Genomic DNA, 15,678 nt, shown 5'->3' on the forward strand with positions numbered 1-15,678 from the left:
GCACCGCTTGAAATGGGTGCTTTCTTTTGGAATTTCAGGACTAAGGCTACAGGCGACAGCTGTAAACCGGCAAGCCTGGCAAAGCTCATTCAATGCGGATCCGGTGGCTCCGGCTTGGCGCCGCGACGGCATCTGGCAGCAGGACTGCCGGCTTTCCCCTGCTTTTCGAGCGGCCGGCATTAAACCCGGCTGGCCGATCTGCTAGCGTCCGGGCATGAACATGCACATGCCAGCCGATACCGACGCCCAGGAGACGACGACCCCGGCGCCCGCCGCGAGCGGTGTCACGCCGATGATGGAGCAATTCATCGAAATCAAGGCGGCAAACCCGGATTCGCTTCTGTTCTACCGGATGGGCGATTTCTACGAGCTGTTCTTCGACGACGCGGAGAAAGCAAGCCAGGCGCTCGGCATCGTCTTGACCAAGCGGGGCAAGCACCAGGGCCACGACATCCCGATGTGCGGTGTGCCGGTGCATGCCGCGGACGACTATCTGCAGAAGCTGATCACGCAAGGTTTTCGCGTTGCCGTGTGCGAACAGATCGAGGACCCGGCCGAAGCCAAGAAACGCGGCTCCAAATCGGTGGTGCGGCGCGACGTGGTGCGGCTGGTCACGCCAGGCACCATCACCGAGGACAAGCTGCTTGCGCCCTCGGAATCGAGTTTCCTGATGGCGCTCGGTCGGGTGAAGGGTGGCGGCGCCGCGACCAGCCAGGCAGGCTTTGCCTTGGCCTGGATCGACATTTCGACCGGTGCGTTCCGGGTCGCCGAGACGAGCGCCGAGCGGCTGCTTGCCGACATTTTCCGCGTCGACCCGCGCGAGCTGATCGTCGCCGAGCCGGTTTTCCACGATCCGGAGCTCAGGCCCATATTCGACGTCCTGGGGCGGGTCGCCAATCCGCAACCGCCTTCGCTGTTCGATTCGGCTTCGGCCACGGGCCGCATCGCACGCTTCTTCGAGGTCGCGACGCCGGACAGTTTCGGCATGTTTTCGCGCGCCGAGCTGTCGGCGATCTCCGGCACCATCGCCTATGTCGAAAAGACGCAGAAGGCGGAGCGCCCGCCTTTGTCGCGCCCCGAGCGCGAGGAGCAGGGCTCGACGCTGTTCATCGATCCGGCGACGCGCGCCAATCTGGAATTGCTGCGCACGCTGTCCGGCAGCCGTGACGGCTCGCTGTTCAAGGCGATCGACCGCACCGTGACGGGCGGCGGCGCGCGTTTGCTGGCCGACCGGCTGATGGCGCCGCTGACCGATTCCGCGGCGATCGCGGCCCGGCTGGATTCGGTCTCCTTCTTCCGTTCCGAAACGCGGCTCTGCCAGGGTTTGCGGGCGAGCCTGAAAAGCGTCGCCGACATGCCGAGGGCGCTGTCCAGGCTGGCGCTAAACCGCGGCGGCCCGCGCGATCTCGGCGCGCTGCGCGCCGGCTTCGAAGCGGCCGGCGCGATCGCCGAATTGTTCGCCGCGGCCGCCCTGCCCGCCGAGCTCGCTGCCGCACTGGCCGCGATCAGAGCCTTGCCGGAGGCGCTTGCCCGCCACCTCAGCGAAGCGCTCGACGACGAGTTGCCGCTGATCAGGCGCGACGGCGGCTTCGTGCGCGGCGGCTATCACGCCGAGCTAGACGAGATGCGGGCGCTGCGCGATGAATCGCGAAAAGTGATAGCCGGGCTGGAGCGCTCGCTGATCGAGGAAACCGGCATCCGCTCGCTGAAAATCCGGCACAACAATGTGCTGGGCTATTACATCGAGGTCACGGCAAACCACCACTCGATCATGACCGGCAGCGATGCCGCCAAGGCGCGCTTCATCCATCGCCAGACCATGGCCAACGCCATGCGCTTCACCACGACGGAGCTGGCGGAGCTGGAATCAAAGATCGCCAATGCCGCTGACAAGGCGCTCGGCATCGAGCTCGCCACTTTCGACCGATTGACCGCTGAGGTCGTGGGCGAAGCCGACCGCATTCGCGCCGGCGCCGAGGCGCTGGCCGTGCTCGACGTGTCGTCGGCTCTTGCGCTGCTTTCCGAAAGCGAGGGCTGGTGCCGGCCCCTGGTGGACTCCAGCCTCGCGTTCGAGATTGCCGGCGGGCGCCACCCGGTGGTCGAACAGGCGCTGCGACGTTCCGGCGAAGGCCCGTTCGTCGCCAATGATTGCGACCTGTCGCCCGAGGGCGGCGCCAAGGCCGGCGCGATCTGGCTGCTCACCGGCCCCAACATGGGTGGTAAATCGACATTCCTGCGGCAGAATGCGCTGATCGCCATCCTTGCCCAGACCGGCTCCTACGTGCCGGCGCAAAGCGCCCATATCGGCGTCGTCGACCGGCTGTTCTCGCGCGTCGGCGCCTCGGACGATCTGGCGCGCGGCCGCTCAACCTTCATGGTCGAGATGGTCGAGACGGCGGCGATCCTCAACCAGGCCGGCGAGCGGGCATTGGTGATCCTCGACGAGATCGGCCGCGGCACCGCGACCTTCGACGGGTTGTCGATCGCTTGGGCGGCGGTCGAATATCTGCATGAAAAGAACCGCTGCCGGGCAATCTTCGCCACGCATTTCCACGAGATGACGGCGCTGGCCGGCAAATTACCGCGGCTCTCCAACGTCACCATGCGGGTGAAGGAATGGGAAGGCGACGTCGTCTTCCTGCACGAGGTCGGCAGAGGAGCCGCCGACCGCTCCTACGGCGTGCAGGTGGCGCGGCTCGCCGGCCTGCCCGAAGCTGTCGTTGCCCGCGCCAGGCAAGTGCTGCACCAGCTCGAGGAAGGCGAGGTATCGGGCAAGACCAACCGGCTGGTCGACGACCTGCCGCTGTTTTCGGTGGCGGTGAAGCGCGAAGCGCCGAAGCCGGCCAAAGGCGATGCGGTGGGCGACGCGCTCGGCGCCATCAACCCCGACGAGATGACGCCGCGCGAGGCGCTGGAGGCGCTCTACCGGCTGAAGGGGCTGGCGACGAAGCAATAGCGTGTTTCCGCCATTGACTCATTGTACCAATCGGTACAATGTCGGTTATCGATGATCGAAACCGACAGGAGATTTTCAATGAGCCGTCCGCCCTTGCCGCCATTCACGGCCGAGACAGCGGCGCAAAAGGCACGCCTCGCCGAGGACGCCTGGAACAGCCGCGACCCGGAACGGGTTTCGCTCGCCTATACCGAGGACAGCATCTGGCGGAACCGGGTGGAGTTCGTCTCCGGCCGCAGCGAGATCGTCGGCTTCCTTACGCGCAAATGGGCGCGTGAGCTGGAATACCGCCTGATCAAGGAGGTGTGGACCTGGAACGGCAACCGCATCGCGGTGCGCTTCGCCTATGAATGGCATGACGACAGCGGCCAGTGGTTCCGTTCCTATGGCAACGAGAACTGGGAATTCGACGAAGCCGGACTGATGCGCCGCCGTGTGGCGAGCATCAATGACCTGCCGATTGGTGAGAGCGAGCGGAAGTATCACTGGCCGCTCGGCCGCCGGCCGGACGACCATCCCGGCCTTTCCGAACTCGGGCTCTAGAGCATGATCCCGAAAAGTGTGCAGCGGTTTTCGGAAAAGATCATGCTCAAGCAAGAGGACTAGCCCGGTGCGGCGCGTCGCTCCAGATCGCGACCAGCTGCTGGGGATCGTTGCGGAAGTTTTCCGCGAGCATGGCTATGAAGGCGCCAGCCTGGCCTTGATCGGCAAGGCGACGGGGCTCGGCAAGGGGAGCCTCTACCACTTCTTTCCCGGCGGCAAGGAAGAGATGGCGAGCGCCGTCATCGCCCATATCGACGGCTGGTTCGAGGACAATGTCTTTGCGCCTCTGCGCGACAGCACTGACCCGCAGGCCGGGATCGGGCACATGCTCGAGGCGACGGACAGCTATTTCCGCTCCGGGCGGCGGGTTTGCCTCATCGGCGCCTTCGCGCTGGATGAATCGCGAGACCTGTTCGCCGGCCAGATCAGGGACTATTTCGGCCGCTGGGTCACGCATCTCGCCGAAGCGCTGGCGCGAGGCGGACATGGACCAGCCGAAGCCATGGAACTCGCCGAGGAAACCGTCGCCGCCATCCAGGGTGCGCTTACCCTTGCCCGCGCCGCCAATGATATCGATGTATTTTCAAGGGCATTGCGGCGACTGCGGAAGCGGCTTGGGCTACCGGCTAAGATCTAGCCCCGGTTCCTACAGATGTTCGAAGCGGAAGCCTGTTTGGGTTCGGCAAACCGTGCCGACGCCCGGTGAATCGAGATGCGCTCCGGCAACGTAATAGGCGTTGTCCGCCGCAAGCGCCAAAATGCGCAGCCGGGTTGCCCTCGCCTGTTCCTGGTCGGCGTCGAATTCCCACGTGACCTCCGGCCTATCGAACTGAAGCGACGGCACATGCACGATGTCGCCCCAGACCAGCAATGTTTCGCCCTCACTCGTAACACGAAAGCAGGTATGGCCGATTTCATGGCCCGGCGCGGCGATCGCCTCGATGTTCGCGCTCAGGCGCTGTCCCGGATCCAAAGGCTGCGCTCGATCATGGAAGCGGCTCAACCTCGCTTCCGACCGGAACATGTCGAGTTCAAGCCGGGGGACAAGCAAGCGGGCGAGCTGCGGGAAGCCGTCCCGACCATCCGGAAGGATGAGCCCGTTTATATGGTCGAGATGGGTATGGGTGAAGGCGACCGTGCGTATCCGGTCGATAGCGATCTTCGCCTCGCTCAGCGCCTGCGGCAGAAAGCCCATCGTCGGATGCCAGGCATTCGAGGATCCCGTATCGATCAGGGTGATTTCTTGGCCGTCGTCGATGGCAAAGGCATTGACCGACAATCTGAGTGCGCCGTCGAAGAGCGGTACCTGCGACGGGAGATTGTCGCCGAAGGGCTTGTCGCCCGGCTGGCGCAGTCGTCCGGTCGGCATGTCGACATAGCCGTCGCGCAGCGACGTGACGTTGATGTCTCCGACCTTGTAGGTCGTGTGATGCGGCCCGGTTGAGATTCGTTCCAACGCTTGCTCTCTTTCAACCGCACATTCCGAAGTGAGGTTTTCGGTCAGATCATCTCCAGGCCGCGCTTGCGTGTCGGCGGCGGGAAGACGCGGTCGAGCTCGGCCAAATCCTCGGGCGTCAGCTCGATGTCGAGCGCGGCGGCGTTCTGACGGACATGCTCCTGTCGGCCGGCCTTCGGGATGGCGATGACACCTTCCTGCGCCATCGCCCAGGCGAGCGCGATCTGCGCGGCGGTGGCGTCGTGGCGGGAAGCGACCGCTTCAAGCCGGGCATTGCGCGCGAGCGCGCCCTGCTCCACCGGCGAATAGGCCATCAGCGGGATGCGGCGCTTCCGGCACCATGGCGCCAGATCGAATTCGGGGCCGCGCCGCGACAGATTGTAGAGGACCTGATTGGTCTGGACGTTGCTGCCGGAGACCAAGCCGACCAGTTCCTCCATCTCATCGGTGTCGAAATTGCTGACGCCCCAATGGCGGATCTTGCCTTCGGCCTTCAGCGCCTCGAAAGCCTCCACGGTTTCGGAGAGCGGCACGCTGCCCGGCCAATGCAGCAGGTAGAGGTCGATGCGGTCGGTCGCGAGCCGCTTCAAGCTGTTCTCGCAGGCACGTTTCACGCCGGCGCGCGAAGCGTTGGAGGGCAGCACCTTGGAGACCAGGAAGGTTTCGTCGCGGCGCCCGGCGATGGCTTCTGCCACCACTTCCTCGGCGCCCCCACTGGCATACATTTCGGCCGTGTCGATGAGCGTGATGCCGAGATCGAGCCCGAGCTTCAGGGCCGCCACCTCATCGGCGCGGCGCCGCCGGTCCTCGCCCATCTTCCAGGTGCCTTGGCCCAGAACCGGGACGGCTTCGCCGGATGGCAGCTTCAAGGTTCTGATTGACGAGGGCATGGCTTTCTCCGCGTGAAGCCGGATCGCAGCACAGCCCCAGTCGGAAATCCAGACCGAAGGGCGCAAATCCAGACCGAAGGCTCCTGGCCATCCGGATTTCTCTGGTGGCTACTTCACCGGATGCTTGGCGAGCCAGTCCTGCATCTCCTTGATCTCGGCTTCCTGCGCCGTGACGACGCCTTCGGCAAGCTTGCGGATCTCCGGGTCCTTGCCGTTGGCGAGCACAACCTTGGCCATGTCGATGGCGCCCTGATGATGCGGGATCATGCCGCGGACGAAGTCGACATCGGCATTGCCGGTGTATTTGACCATCATGTCCTTGTGCATCCTTTTCATCGCCGCCTCATAGCCGACGGTGGCCGGGCTCTGGGCGCCCATCGCCATCTTGGACATGTCGTGCTTCATCTCCTCCGACGAGGCCGGCACGCTTTCGAGGAAGACGGCAAGCAGCATTCCAGCCGCCATCAGCAGCAGCACGATTTTCTTGGCCAAGGTCATTCAGGATCTCCTTCTGTCGGATAGCGTATCTGGGAGTTTTGCTCAGAGTTTCAATGTTCTCAGCCGCAAAGCATTGGCGATGACCGACACCGACGACAGGCTCATCGCCGCCGCCGCAATCATCGGCGACAAAAGCGTGCCGGTGAGCGGATAGAGCACGCCGGCCGCGACCGGTACGCCGAGCACGTTGTAGAGGAAGGCGAAGAACAGATTCTGGCGGATGTTGCGGATCGTCGCCTGGGCGAGAGTGCGGGCTCTGACGATGCCGTTGAGGTCGCCCTTGACCAGCGTGATGCCGGCGCTTTCGACCGCGACGTCGGCGCCGGTGCCCATGGCGATGCCGACATCGGCGCTGGCCAGCGCCGGCGCGTCGTTGACGCCGTCGCCGGCCATCGCGACGCCGGCACCCTTGGCGCGCAGTTCTTCCACCAGCGCGCTCTTGCCGTCGGGCAGCAGGCCGGCGCGCACTTCGTCGATGCCGAGCCTGCCGGCGATGGCTTTTGCCGTGCGCTCGTTGTCGCCTGTCGCCATGATGATGCGCAGGCCCTTGTCGTGCAGGGCCTTGATCGCCTCGGCCGTGGTTGCCTTGACCGGATCGGCGACGGCAACGAAGCCGGCGAGCTTGCCGCCGACGACAACGAACATTGCCGTCTTGCCTTCGGCCTGCAACGTCTCCGCATTGGCGGAAACAGGTGCGGTGTCGACGCCAAGGTCGGCCATCATCGCCGCATTGCCGAGCGCCACTTTTTTCCCGGACACCGTGCCGGAGACCCCCTTGCCGGTGATCGCCTCGAAGTCTTCAGCATCCGCTAGCTTGGCGCCACGCTCAGCCGCGCCCTCGACGATCGCCTCGGCGAGCGGGTGTTCAGAGCCTTTTTCAAGGGCGGCAGCGAGGGCCAGCAATTCATTCCCGTCGATGCCCTCGGCGGCCACGACGTCCGTCAGCTTCGGCCTGCCCTCGGTCAAGGTGCCGGTCTTGTCGACGATCAGCGTGTCGACCGAGGCGAAACGCTCCAGCGCCGCCGCTTCCTTGATCAGCACGCCGGCATGCGCGCCGCGCCCGGTCGCGGTCATGATCGACATCGGCGTCGCGAGACCGAGCGCGCAGGGACAGGCGATGATCAGCACCGAAACGGCAGAGACGATGGCGAAGATCAGGCTTGGCTCGGGGCCGAAGGCCGCCCAGGCGATGAAGGCAATGATCGCCACCAGCACGACTGCCGGGACGAAATAGAAGGACACGCGGTCGGCCAGACCCTGGATCGGCGCGCGCGAGCGCTGCGCCTTGGCGACCAGCTCGACGATGCGCGACAGCGTGGTCTCGGCACCGACTTTCTCGGCGCGCATGATGAGCGAGCCGTTCTTGTTCAGCGTGCCGCCGGTAAGCGCGTCGCCCTCCGTCTTCTCGACCGGAAGCGGCTCGCCGGTGATCATGGATTCGTCGATCGCCGAGCGGCCCTCCAGCACAACGCCATCCACCGGCACGGCGTCGCCGGGGCGGATGCGCAGGCGGTCGCCGGTCTGGACGCTGTCGAGCGGCACATCCCTCTCGGAACCGTCGGCCCCGATCAGCCGCGCCGTCTTCGGGGCGAGGTCGAGCAGCGCGCGAATGGCCGAGCCGGTGCGCTCGCGAGCGCGCAGCTCCAGCACCTGGCCAAGGAAGACCAGCGCGACGATGACGGCGGCGGCCTCGAAATAGACCGGCACGGCGCCGTCATGACCGCGGAACTGATGCGGGAAGACATCCGGGAACAGCGTCGCGACGAGGCTGAAGAGATAGGCCGCGCCGACGCCAAGCGATATCAGCGTCCACATATTGGGGCTGCGGTTGAGGATCGATTCCCAGCCGCGATGGAAGAACGGAAACGCCGCCCACAGCACCACCGGGCTTGCCAGCGCCAGCTCTGCCCACGTCTTGGTGCGGCCATCGATGAGGTTTTCGAAGCTGAAGCCGAGCATCGGCGCCATGGCGACGATCAGGAGCGGCACGGAGAGCACCGCGCTGACCCAGAACCGGCGCGTGAAATCGACGAGCTCCGGATTCGGCCCCTCGTCGCCGGTTGGAACGCCCATCGGCTCCAGCGCCATGCCGCAGATCGGGCAGGAACCGGGCTTGTCGCGGATGATCTCGGGATGCATCGGGCAGGTGTACTGCGTGCCCTTCGGCATCGGCTGCGGCTCGGGCCGGCCGGCAAGGTACTTTGCCGGCTCCGCCTCGAACTTGCCTTGGCAAGCGGCGGAGCAGAAATAGAAGCCCTGCCCTTCATGGCGCAGAAAGTGCCTGGCGCTTGCCCGGTCGACATTCATGCCGCAAACGGGATCGATTGCCGTCAGATATTTATCCGGCTCGGCCTGGAATTTCGTGCGGCAGCGCTCGCTGCAGAAATGAAACGTCCGGCCGCCATGCTCGGCCGTCGGCTTGCCGGCCGCCGGATCGACCGTCATGCCGCAGACAGGATCGCGAATCACCACTTCGGCAGCGAGCGCGGCGCTCTTTGCGGAACAGCAGGCTGCGCCATGAGTGTGATGGTGATTGTGGTCGGAATGGGTCATGAGCAAATGCCTCGGGATTTCTCGCAATTGAAGCGGAGGTAGTCCTTCCAGTAACTGGAAGGTCAAGGGCCGGCTTCTATTTTTGGGAATTCTGGTCGCACGGCCTTGCGCTGCATCAATCGCATGGCATTCGAACGCTTCCGCCGCCCATACACAGCGCGGACAAAACGCGCTATAGACGCCGCCGAATGGCAAAGATCTCCCTGAAACTCGACGAAATCATCGATGGCGACGCCTTGCGCCGCGACTTGACCGCGCTGACGGCGGCAAGCGCCGGCGACGGCTCAGGACCCGCTGTTCGAACGGCCGTCCTTCAGCTGCTCAAAAGCAGGATGGCGGAAGGGCGAAAGATCGCCGAAGCCATGCTGAAAGGGGATGGCGGCGGCAATGCCTGCGCCGAGCGGCTCTCGCATCTGATGGATGAGCTGATCCGGGAGCTCTATGATTTCGCCGCGACCCATGTCTACCGGGTCAAGAACCGATCGGCGGCCGAGCGCATGGCGGTCGTGGCCGTCGGCGGTTACGGCCGTGGCACGCTGGCGCCGGGTTCCGACATCGACCTCTTATTCCTGCTGCCCTACAAGCAGACGCCGTGGGGCGAGCAGATCGTCGAATACATGCTCTACATGCTGTGGGACATGGGGCTGAAAGTCGGCCACGCCACCCGCAACATCGACGAATGCCTGAGGCTGTCGCGCGGCGACATCACCATCCGCACCTCGATCCTGGAAGCGCGTTTCCTATGGGGCGAACACAAGCTCTATGACGAGCTGCTCACCCGCTTCGACCATGAAGTGGTGCGCACGACCGGGCCGGAATATGTGCAGGCCAAACTTGCCGAGCGCGACGAGCGCCATGCCAAGGCGGGCGAAAGCCGCTACCTGGTCGAGCCCAACGTCAAGGACGGCAAGGGCGGCCTGCGCGACCTGCAGACGCTGTTCTGGATCGGCAAATATTTCTATCGCGTGCGCACCGGCGAGGAACTGGTCGAAAAAGGCGTCTTCACCGAGGCCGAATATCGCGAATTCCAGAAGGCCGAGGATTTCCTGTGGGCGGTGCGCTGCCACATGCATTTCCTGACCGGCAAGGCGGAAGAGCGGCTGCATTTCGACATCCAGCGCGAGATCGCCGAGCGTCTGGGCTATACGACGCATCCCGGCCTGTCGGCGGTCGAGCGCTTCATGAAGCACTATTTTCTCGTCGCCAAGGATGTCGGCGACCTCACCCGCATCTTCTGCGCGGCGCTTGAGGAAGAGCAGGCCAAGCATGTGCCGGGCTTCAACCGCATCTTCCTCACTTTCTCGCGGCGCAAGCGCAAGCTCGCCGGCACCTCCGATTTCATCGTCGACAACCACCGCATCAACATCGCCGATGACAGCGTGTTCGAGCGCGATCCGGTCAACCTGCTCCGGCTGTTCTGGTTCGCCGACAAGCACGGGCTGGAGTTCCATCCCGATGCGCTGAAGCTGCTCACCCGCTCGCTCGGCCTCGTCAACAAGTCGCTCCGGCGCGACCCGGAAGCCAACCGGCTGTTCCTCGATATATTGACCTCGGACCGCTATGCCGAGCTCAACCTCAGGCGCATGAACGAGGCGGGATTGCTCGGCCGGCTGATCCCCGACTTCGGCAAGATCGTCGCCATGATGCAGTTCTCGATGTACCACCACTACACGGTGGACGAGCATTTGATCCGCTGCATCGGCGTGCTGGCCGAGATCGAGCGCGGCGACGGCGCGAAAGTGCATCCGCTGTCGCATTCGCTGATGCCGGGACTGAAGAAGAGCCGCGAGGCGCTCTATGTCGCGGTGCTCTTGCACGACATCGCCAAGGGCCGGCCGGAAGACCATTCGGAAGCCGGCGCCAGGATCGCCCGGCGCATCTGTCCGCATATGGGACTGTCGGCAGCCGACACCGAGACGGTCGCCTGGCTGGTCGAGAACCATCTCGTGATGTCGATGACGGCGCAGACGCGCGACCTCAACGATCGCAAGACGATCGAGGATTTTGCCTCGATCGTGCAGTCGGTCGAGCGGCTGAAGCTGCTTTTGATCCTCACCGTCTGCGACATCAGGGGCGTCGGGCCGGGTGTGTGGAACGGCTGGAAAGGGCAGTTGCTGCGCACGCTCTATTTCGAGACTGAGCTGCTTCTGACCGGCGGCTTCTCGGAAGTGTCGCGTGCCGAGCGCACTGCTGCGGCGCGCGAGCGGCTGGCCGAGGCGCTGTCCGCCTGGCCGGCCAAGGAGCGCAAGCGCTATGTCGCGCAGCATTACGAGAATTACCTGCTGACGGTCGACCTGTCCGACCAGCTTCGCCATGCCGAATTCGTCCGCGAGGCGGATGCGGCGGGCAAGAAGCTCGCCACCATGGTCAAGACGCATGAGTTCGAAGCGGTGACCGAGATCACCGTGCTGGCGCCGGACCATCCGCGCCTGCTTTCGATCATTGCCGGGGCCTGCGCGGGAGCCGGCGGCAACATCGTCGACGCGCAGATCTTCACCACCTCGGACGGGCGCGCGCTGGACAGCATCCTGATCTCCAGGGAATTCGACCTCGACGAGGACGAGCGCCGCCGCGCCGAGCGGGTTGGCCGGCTGATCGAGGACGTGCTTTCCGGCAGGAGCTGGCTGCCCGAGATGATCGAGAAGCGCACCAAGCCGAAGCGCGGCGCCAAGGCGTTCCGCATTCCGCCCCGCGCCGAGATCCGCAACACGCTGTCGAACCGCTTCTCGGTGATCGAGGTCGAGGGGCTGGACCGGCCGGGCCTGCTGTCCGAGATCACCGGAACGCTGTCCGACCTTTCGCTCGACATCGCCTCGGCGCATATCACGACGTTCGGCGAGAAGGTCATCGACACGTTCTACGTCACCGACCTGACCGGCCAGAAGATCGACAGCCCGACGCGCACCGCCACCATCCACAAGCGGCTGATCGATACGCTGGAAGGCAATTCGTCCGACCGCAACGGCAAGGCCAAGGCGGCGGCCGAGTGACATCCATTTGACGCAATTTCCCTGGCAGTCGTCCCTAGGGCGTGGCGTCAGTTATGGTTTGGAGCTAGATGAGGTCAAAAATGGCTGGATGGAAGGAGCGAGCGCAGCCAAGACTTACGTCTCGGCAAGCGAAGCGACGTTGCAGACGGCCATTTTTCACCTCACCGCCTCCGGCGGCGGGGCGCTTTTGACCGATGAGCGCGTCGGCTATCGTAGCAGGCCGAAAGGCTTGCGTCCTCACCCTCCTTCTCCTCGGTCAAAATCGCTCCCGTCTAGCCCAAACCGTAACTGACGACACGCCCTAGCATGAGCCTAGTCAAGAAATTCGCCACCGTCGCATCCGGCACGCTGATGAGCCGCGCGCTTGGTTTCGGCCGCGAGATGCTGATGGCAGCGGCGCTGGGCACCGGGCCGGTCGCCGACGCCTTCAACGCCGCCTTCCAGTTCCCCAACACCTTCCGCCGGCTGTTTGCCGAAGGTGCCTTCAACGCCGCTTTCGTGCCGCTGTTCGCCAAGGAGATCGAGCAGCACGGCAACGAGGGCGCCAAGCGCTTTTCGGAGGAAGTGTTCGGCGTGCTGTTCTCCGCGCTCTTGGCGCTGACGATCGCCATGGAACTGGCGATGCCGCTGATCGTGCGCTACCTGGTGGCGCCGGGCTTTGCCGACGTTCCGGGCAAGTTCGAGACGACCGTACGGCTTGCCACGATCATGTTCCCGTACCTGATCTGCATGTCGCTCGGCGCCATGATGGCCGGCATGCTGAATTCGCTGCGCCGCTATTTCGCGGCGGCGATCGCGCCCGCCTTCCTCAACATCATCCTGATCGGCGTGCTTGCCTATGCCTGGTATCATGGGCTCGATGCGCATGATGTCGGCTTCGGCCTGTCCTGGGGCGTGCTGGCGGCGGGCATCGTGCAGCTTGCGATCGTCTGGATCGCGGTGCGCAATGCCGGCATCTCGATCGGCTTCCGTCGGCCGAAGATGACGCCGAACGTCAAGAGGCTCTTGATCCTGGCGCTGCCGGCGGCGATCACCGGCGGCATCACGCAGATCAACCAGCTGATCGGCACGGCGATCGCCTCGGCGCAGAACAGCGCCGTGTCGTCGCTGGCCTATGCCGACCGCATCTACCAGCTGCCGCTCGGCGTCGTCGGCGTGGCCGTCGCCATCGTCCTCCTGCCCGAACTGTCGCGGGCACTGAAATCGGGCAATCTTGTCGAGGCCGCCAATCTGCAGAACCGTTCGGTCGAATTCACCTTGTTCATGACGCTGCCGGCGGCGGCGGCGCTTTGGGTGATGTCGGAACCGATCGTGCGGCTGGTCTATGAGCGCGGCGCCTTCGCCGCCAATCATTCGACGCCGACGGTGGCGGCTATCCTGGCGATCTTCGGTCTCGGCCTGCCCGCCTTCGTGCTGATCAAGGCCTTCACGCCCGGCTATTTCGCGCGCGAGGACACGCGCACGCCGATGATCTTCGCAGCCATCTCGGTCGGCGTGAACGTCGCCACCGCATTGACCCTGTTCCCGTCGATGGGTGCGCCGGGCATCGCGGTGGCTTCGGCCGTCGCCGGCTGGGTCAACGCGCTGATGCTGCTCGCCATGCTGATCAAACGCGGCCACTGGGGCCGCGACGTACCGCTTTTGAAGCGTATCCCCAGGCTGGTGCTGTCAGCGGTGGTGATGGCGACGGCGCTCTATTTCGCCGAGCACTATTTGGCCGCAAGAATCGGGCCGGGCTCGCCTTTGGTCGTCAAGGCGACGACGGTGCTCGGCCTCGTCGCTGGCGGCGCGCTGCTCTACTTCATCGCCGCCTTCAGCACCGGCGGAGCCGATTTCGGCATGATCCGCAGGAACGTCAAGCGCGGAACGGGCAAGCCGGCGCCATCGGTCACGGAACAGTCTCCAGATCCGTAAGCCTGAACCCACTCGCCGTAGACAGCATCGGAACGGCGTAGTAGCGCGCGCAAGCATAGTGGAAGCAGTCCGCCATGTTCAGGCGGATCGCATTGTTGCGAAACCGCGAAGCGGCTTCAATGGATAGCGATGTTGCCTCGGGCGCGGGCGGAAGCTCGCGCAAGGCAATTGCCCGTTCTTCAAGAAAGCGGTTCACAATCTCCGCGCTTCTGGCGATCGGTATCGCTAGTTTTTCTGGTCGCGCAAGCGCCATCGCGGCCTCCCAAACGGCTATCGCCGACGTGAACGGTGTCGATGCCTCCACGATGGCCTGCGCGCATCGCTCGGCTTCCACCTCATTGCTCAGGATCGCGACGATGGCTGCGGCGTCGACAAACATCAATCGTCGCCGGAAAGTTCGTCATAGACCGACTGCGGCAACGGTTTGCGCGCTTGTTCGCTAAGCTTGATTCCAAATTCGGCGCGCAGTCGTGCCGCGGTCTCCAGCGGCGTCTCGCGATTGCGCCGCCGCTCCAGGGCTTCACGCATGGCGATCACGATTGCCTCGGTGATGCCGACGCCTTCAGCTTTGGCGAAAGCGCGCGTCAGCCTGTCGGCTTCCTTGTTATTGATGTTGATAGCCATCGCTACATTCCTTCATGTAGCTTGAAAGATGTAGTTACTGCGCGGCAATGTCAACGCCCCGCTGAGTCATAATCGGCCCAATGTGCGCCTCTTGATCGCGCGGCCCCCTTCGTCCATAAGCCCGCCGTCGAAAGACTTTCGCCTCGCGCGAAACGGCCCTCCACAAGCCATGAGGAACTCATGTCCGCCTTCAAGCCACTCGTCTTTTCGGGCGTCCAGCCGACCGGCAACCTGCATCTCGGCAACTATCTCGGCGCCATCAAGAAATTCGTCGCCCTCCAGGAACAGTCCGACTGCATCTACTGCGTCGTCGACCTGCATTCGCTGACGGCGCAGCTCGTCCACCAGGACCTCAGCGACCAGACGCGCTCGATCACGGCCGCGTTCCTCGCCTCCGGCATCGACCCGAAGAAGCACATCGTCTTCAACCAGTCGCGGGTCATGCAGCATGCCGAGCTTGCCTGGATCTTCAACTGCGTGGCGCGCATCGGCTGGATGTACCGGATGACGCAGTTCAAGGACAAAGCCGGCAAGGACCGCGAGAACGCCTCGCTCGGCCTGCTCGCCTATCCGAGCCTGATGGCCGCCGACATCCTGCTCTACCGCGCGACCCATGTGCCTGTGGGCGAGGACCAGAAGCAGCATCTGGAGTTGACCCGCGACATCGCCCAGAAATTCAACAACGACTTTTCCGAGAAGATCGCCGCGCTCGGCGTCGGCATCGAGATGAGGATAGGCGAAGAGACCGTGAACGGCTATTTCCCGATCACCGAGCCGGTGATCGGCGGCCCGGCGGCGCGCATCATGAGCCTGCGCGACGGCTCGAAGAAAATGTCGAAGTCCGACCCGTCTGACCTGTCGCGCATCAACCTGACCGACGATGCCGACACCATCTCGAAGAAGATCCGCAAGGCCAAGACCGATCCGGAGGCCTTGCCGAGCGAGCTGGACGGACTTGCAAGCCGGCCTGAGGCGGAAAACCTTGTCGGCATCTATGCCGGCCTCGCCGAGATCTCGAAGGAAGATGTGCTGAAGGAATATGGCGGCCAGCAGTTTTCCGTGTTCAAGCCGGCGCTGGCCGATCTTGCCGTGGAGAAGTTGGCGCCGATCGCTTCCGAGATGCGCCGCATCGAGGGCGACCGCGCCTATGTCGACGCCGTGCTCAAGGATGGCGGCGACCGCGCCCGCGCGATCGCCGAGGGCACGATGAAGACAGTGCGCGACATTATCGGCCTGCTGCAGGACTGATCCCGC

The 15,678-nt window shown here is 64.4% G+C and carries 12 protein-coding genes; 6 read left to right on the forward strand and 6 right to left on the reverse strand.

Annotation, left to right across the window (positions count from 1 at the left end; translation table 11 throughout):
- Positions 1-214 precede the first annotated feature (214 nt).
- From mutS to RFM98_RS10625, 3 genes are all read left to right on the forward strand, one after another.
- Entirely contained in the window at positions 215-2,956 is a 2,742-nt protein-coding gene (gene mutS / locus RFM98_RS10615) for a DNA mismatch repair protein MutS (protein ID WP_320308812.1), read from the forward strand.
- Positions 2,957-3,034: 78 nt separating this feature from the next.
- Positions 3,035-3,499 carry a nuclear transport factor 2 family protein gene (locus RFM98_RS10620; protein WP_320308813.1) on the forward strand — a complete coding sequence of 155 codons (465 nt, stop codon included), beginning with the start codon at positions 3,035-3,037 and terminating at the stop codon, positions 3,497-3,499.
- Positions 3,500-3,566: 67 nt separating this feature from the next.
- Positions 3,567-4,136, forward strand: a complete 570-nt coding sequence (locus RFM98_RS10625; RefSeq protein ID WP_320308814.1) for a TetR/AcrR family transcriptional regulator — start codon at positions 3,567-3,569, stop codon at positions 4,134-4,136.
- Positions 4,137-4,145: 9 nt separating this feature from the next.
- On the opposite strand, the gene RFM98_RS10630 is transcribed toward RFM98_RS10625, so the two are convergent.
- The 4 genes from RFM98_RS10630 to RFM98_RS10645 all read right to left on the reverse strand — a co-directional run bounded on the left by RFM98_RS10630 (position 4,146) and on the right by RFM98_RS10645 (position 8,896).
- The gene (locus RFM98_RS10630) at positions 4,146-4,955 is read right to left on the reverse strand and encodes an MBL fold metallo-hydrolase (RefSeq protein WP_320308815.1); all 810 of its coding nucleotides are present in this window, start codon (positions 4,953-4,955) and stop codon (positions 4,146-4,148) included.
- Between the two features lie 44 nt (positions 4,956-4,999).
- Positions 5,000-5,845, reverse strand: coding sequence for an aldo/keto reductase (locus RFM98_RS10635; RefSeq protein WP_320308816.1), 846 nt, complete (start codon positions 5,843-5,845; stop codon positions 5,000-5,002).
- A gap of 108 nt (positions 5,846-5,953) precedes the next feature.
- Entirely contained in the window at positions 5,954-6,343 is a 390-nt protein-coding gene (gene copM / locus RFM98_RS10640) for a CopM family metallochaperone (RefSeq protein ID WP_320215039.1), read from the reverse strand.
- A 42-nt stretch (positions 6,344-6,385) separates the two neighbouring features.
- Positions 6,386-8,896: a heavy metal translocating P-type ATPase gene (locus RFM98_RS10645; protein WP_320308817.1), complete on the reverse strand. Its 2,511-nt coding sequence runs from the start codon at positions 8,894-8,896 to the stop codon at positions 6,386-6,388.
- A 188-nt stretch (positions 8,897-9,084) separates the two neighbouring features.
- Here RFM98_RS10645 and RFM98_RS10650 point away from each other — a divergent pair, with 188 nt between their 5' ends.
- Both RFM98_RS10650 and murJ read left to right on the forward strand, forming a co-directional pair.
- Positions 9,085-11,886 (forward strand): [protein-PII] uridylyltransferase, encoded by a 2,802-nt coding sequence (locus RFM98_RS10650; RefSeq protein ID WP_320308818.1) that lies wholly within the window; start codon positions 9,085-9,087, stop codon positions 11,884-11,886.
- A 306-nt stretch (positions 11,887-12,192) separates the two neighbouring features.
- Positions 12,193-13,800, forward strand: a complete 1,608-nt coding sequence (gene murJ, locus RFM98_RS10655; protein ID WP_320308819.1) for a murein biosynthesis integral membrane protein MurJ — start codon at positions 12,193-12,195, stop codon at positions 13,798-13,800.
- Here murJ and RFM98_RS10660 read toward each other — a convergent pair.
- Both RFM98_RS10660 and RFM98_RS10665 read right to left on the reverse strand, forming a co-directional pair.
- Complete coding sequence (locus RFM98_RS10660) at positions 13,775-14,179, reverse strand: type II toxin-antitoxin system VapC family toxin (RefSeq protein ID WP_320308820.1); 405 nt, start codon at positions 14,177-14,179, stop codon at positions 13,775-13,777. The two genes, murJ and RFM98_RS10660, sit on opposite strands and share 26 nt — an antisense overlap.
- Complete coding sequence (locus RFM98_RS10665) at positions 14,179-14,424, reverse strand: type II toxin-antitoxin system VapB family antitoxin (protein ID WP_224545118.1); 246 nt, start codon at positions 14,422-14,424, stop codon at positions 14,179-14,181. Before RFM98_RS10665 ends, RFM98_RS10660 begins: the two co-directional genes overlap by 1 nt.
- 180 nt (positions 14,425-14,604) lie before the next feature.
- On the opposite strand from RFM98_RS10665, the gene trpS reads away from it, so the two are divergent.
- Positions 14,605-15,672, forward strand: a complete 1,068-nt coding sequence (gene trpS, locus RFM98_RS10670; RefSeq protein ID WP_320308821.1) for a tryptophan--tRNA ligase — start codon at positions 14,605-14,607, stop codon at positions 15,670-15,672.
- Positions 15,673-15,678 lie beyond the last annotated feature (6 nt).

Source organism: Mesorhizobium australafricanum (assembly GCF_033977265.1).
Classification (GTDB): Bacteria; Pseudomonadota; Alphaproteobacteria; order Rhizobiales; family Rhizobiaceae; genus Mesorhizobium; species Mesorhizobium australafricanum.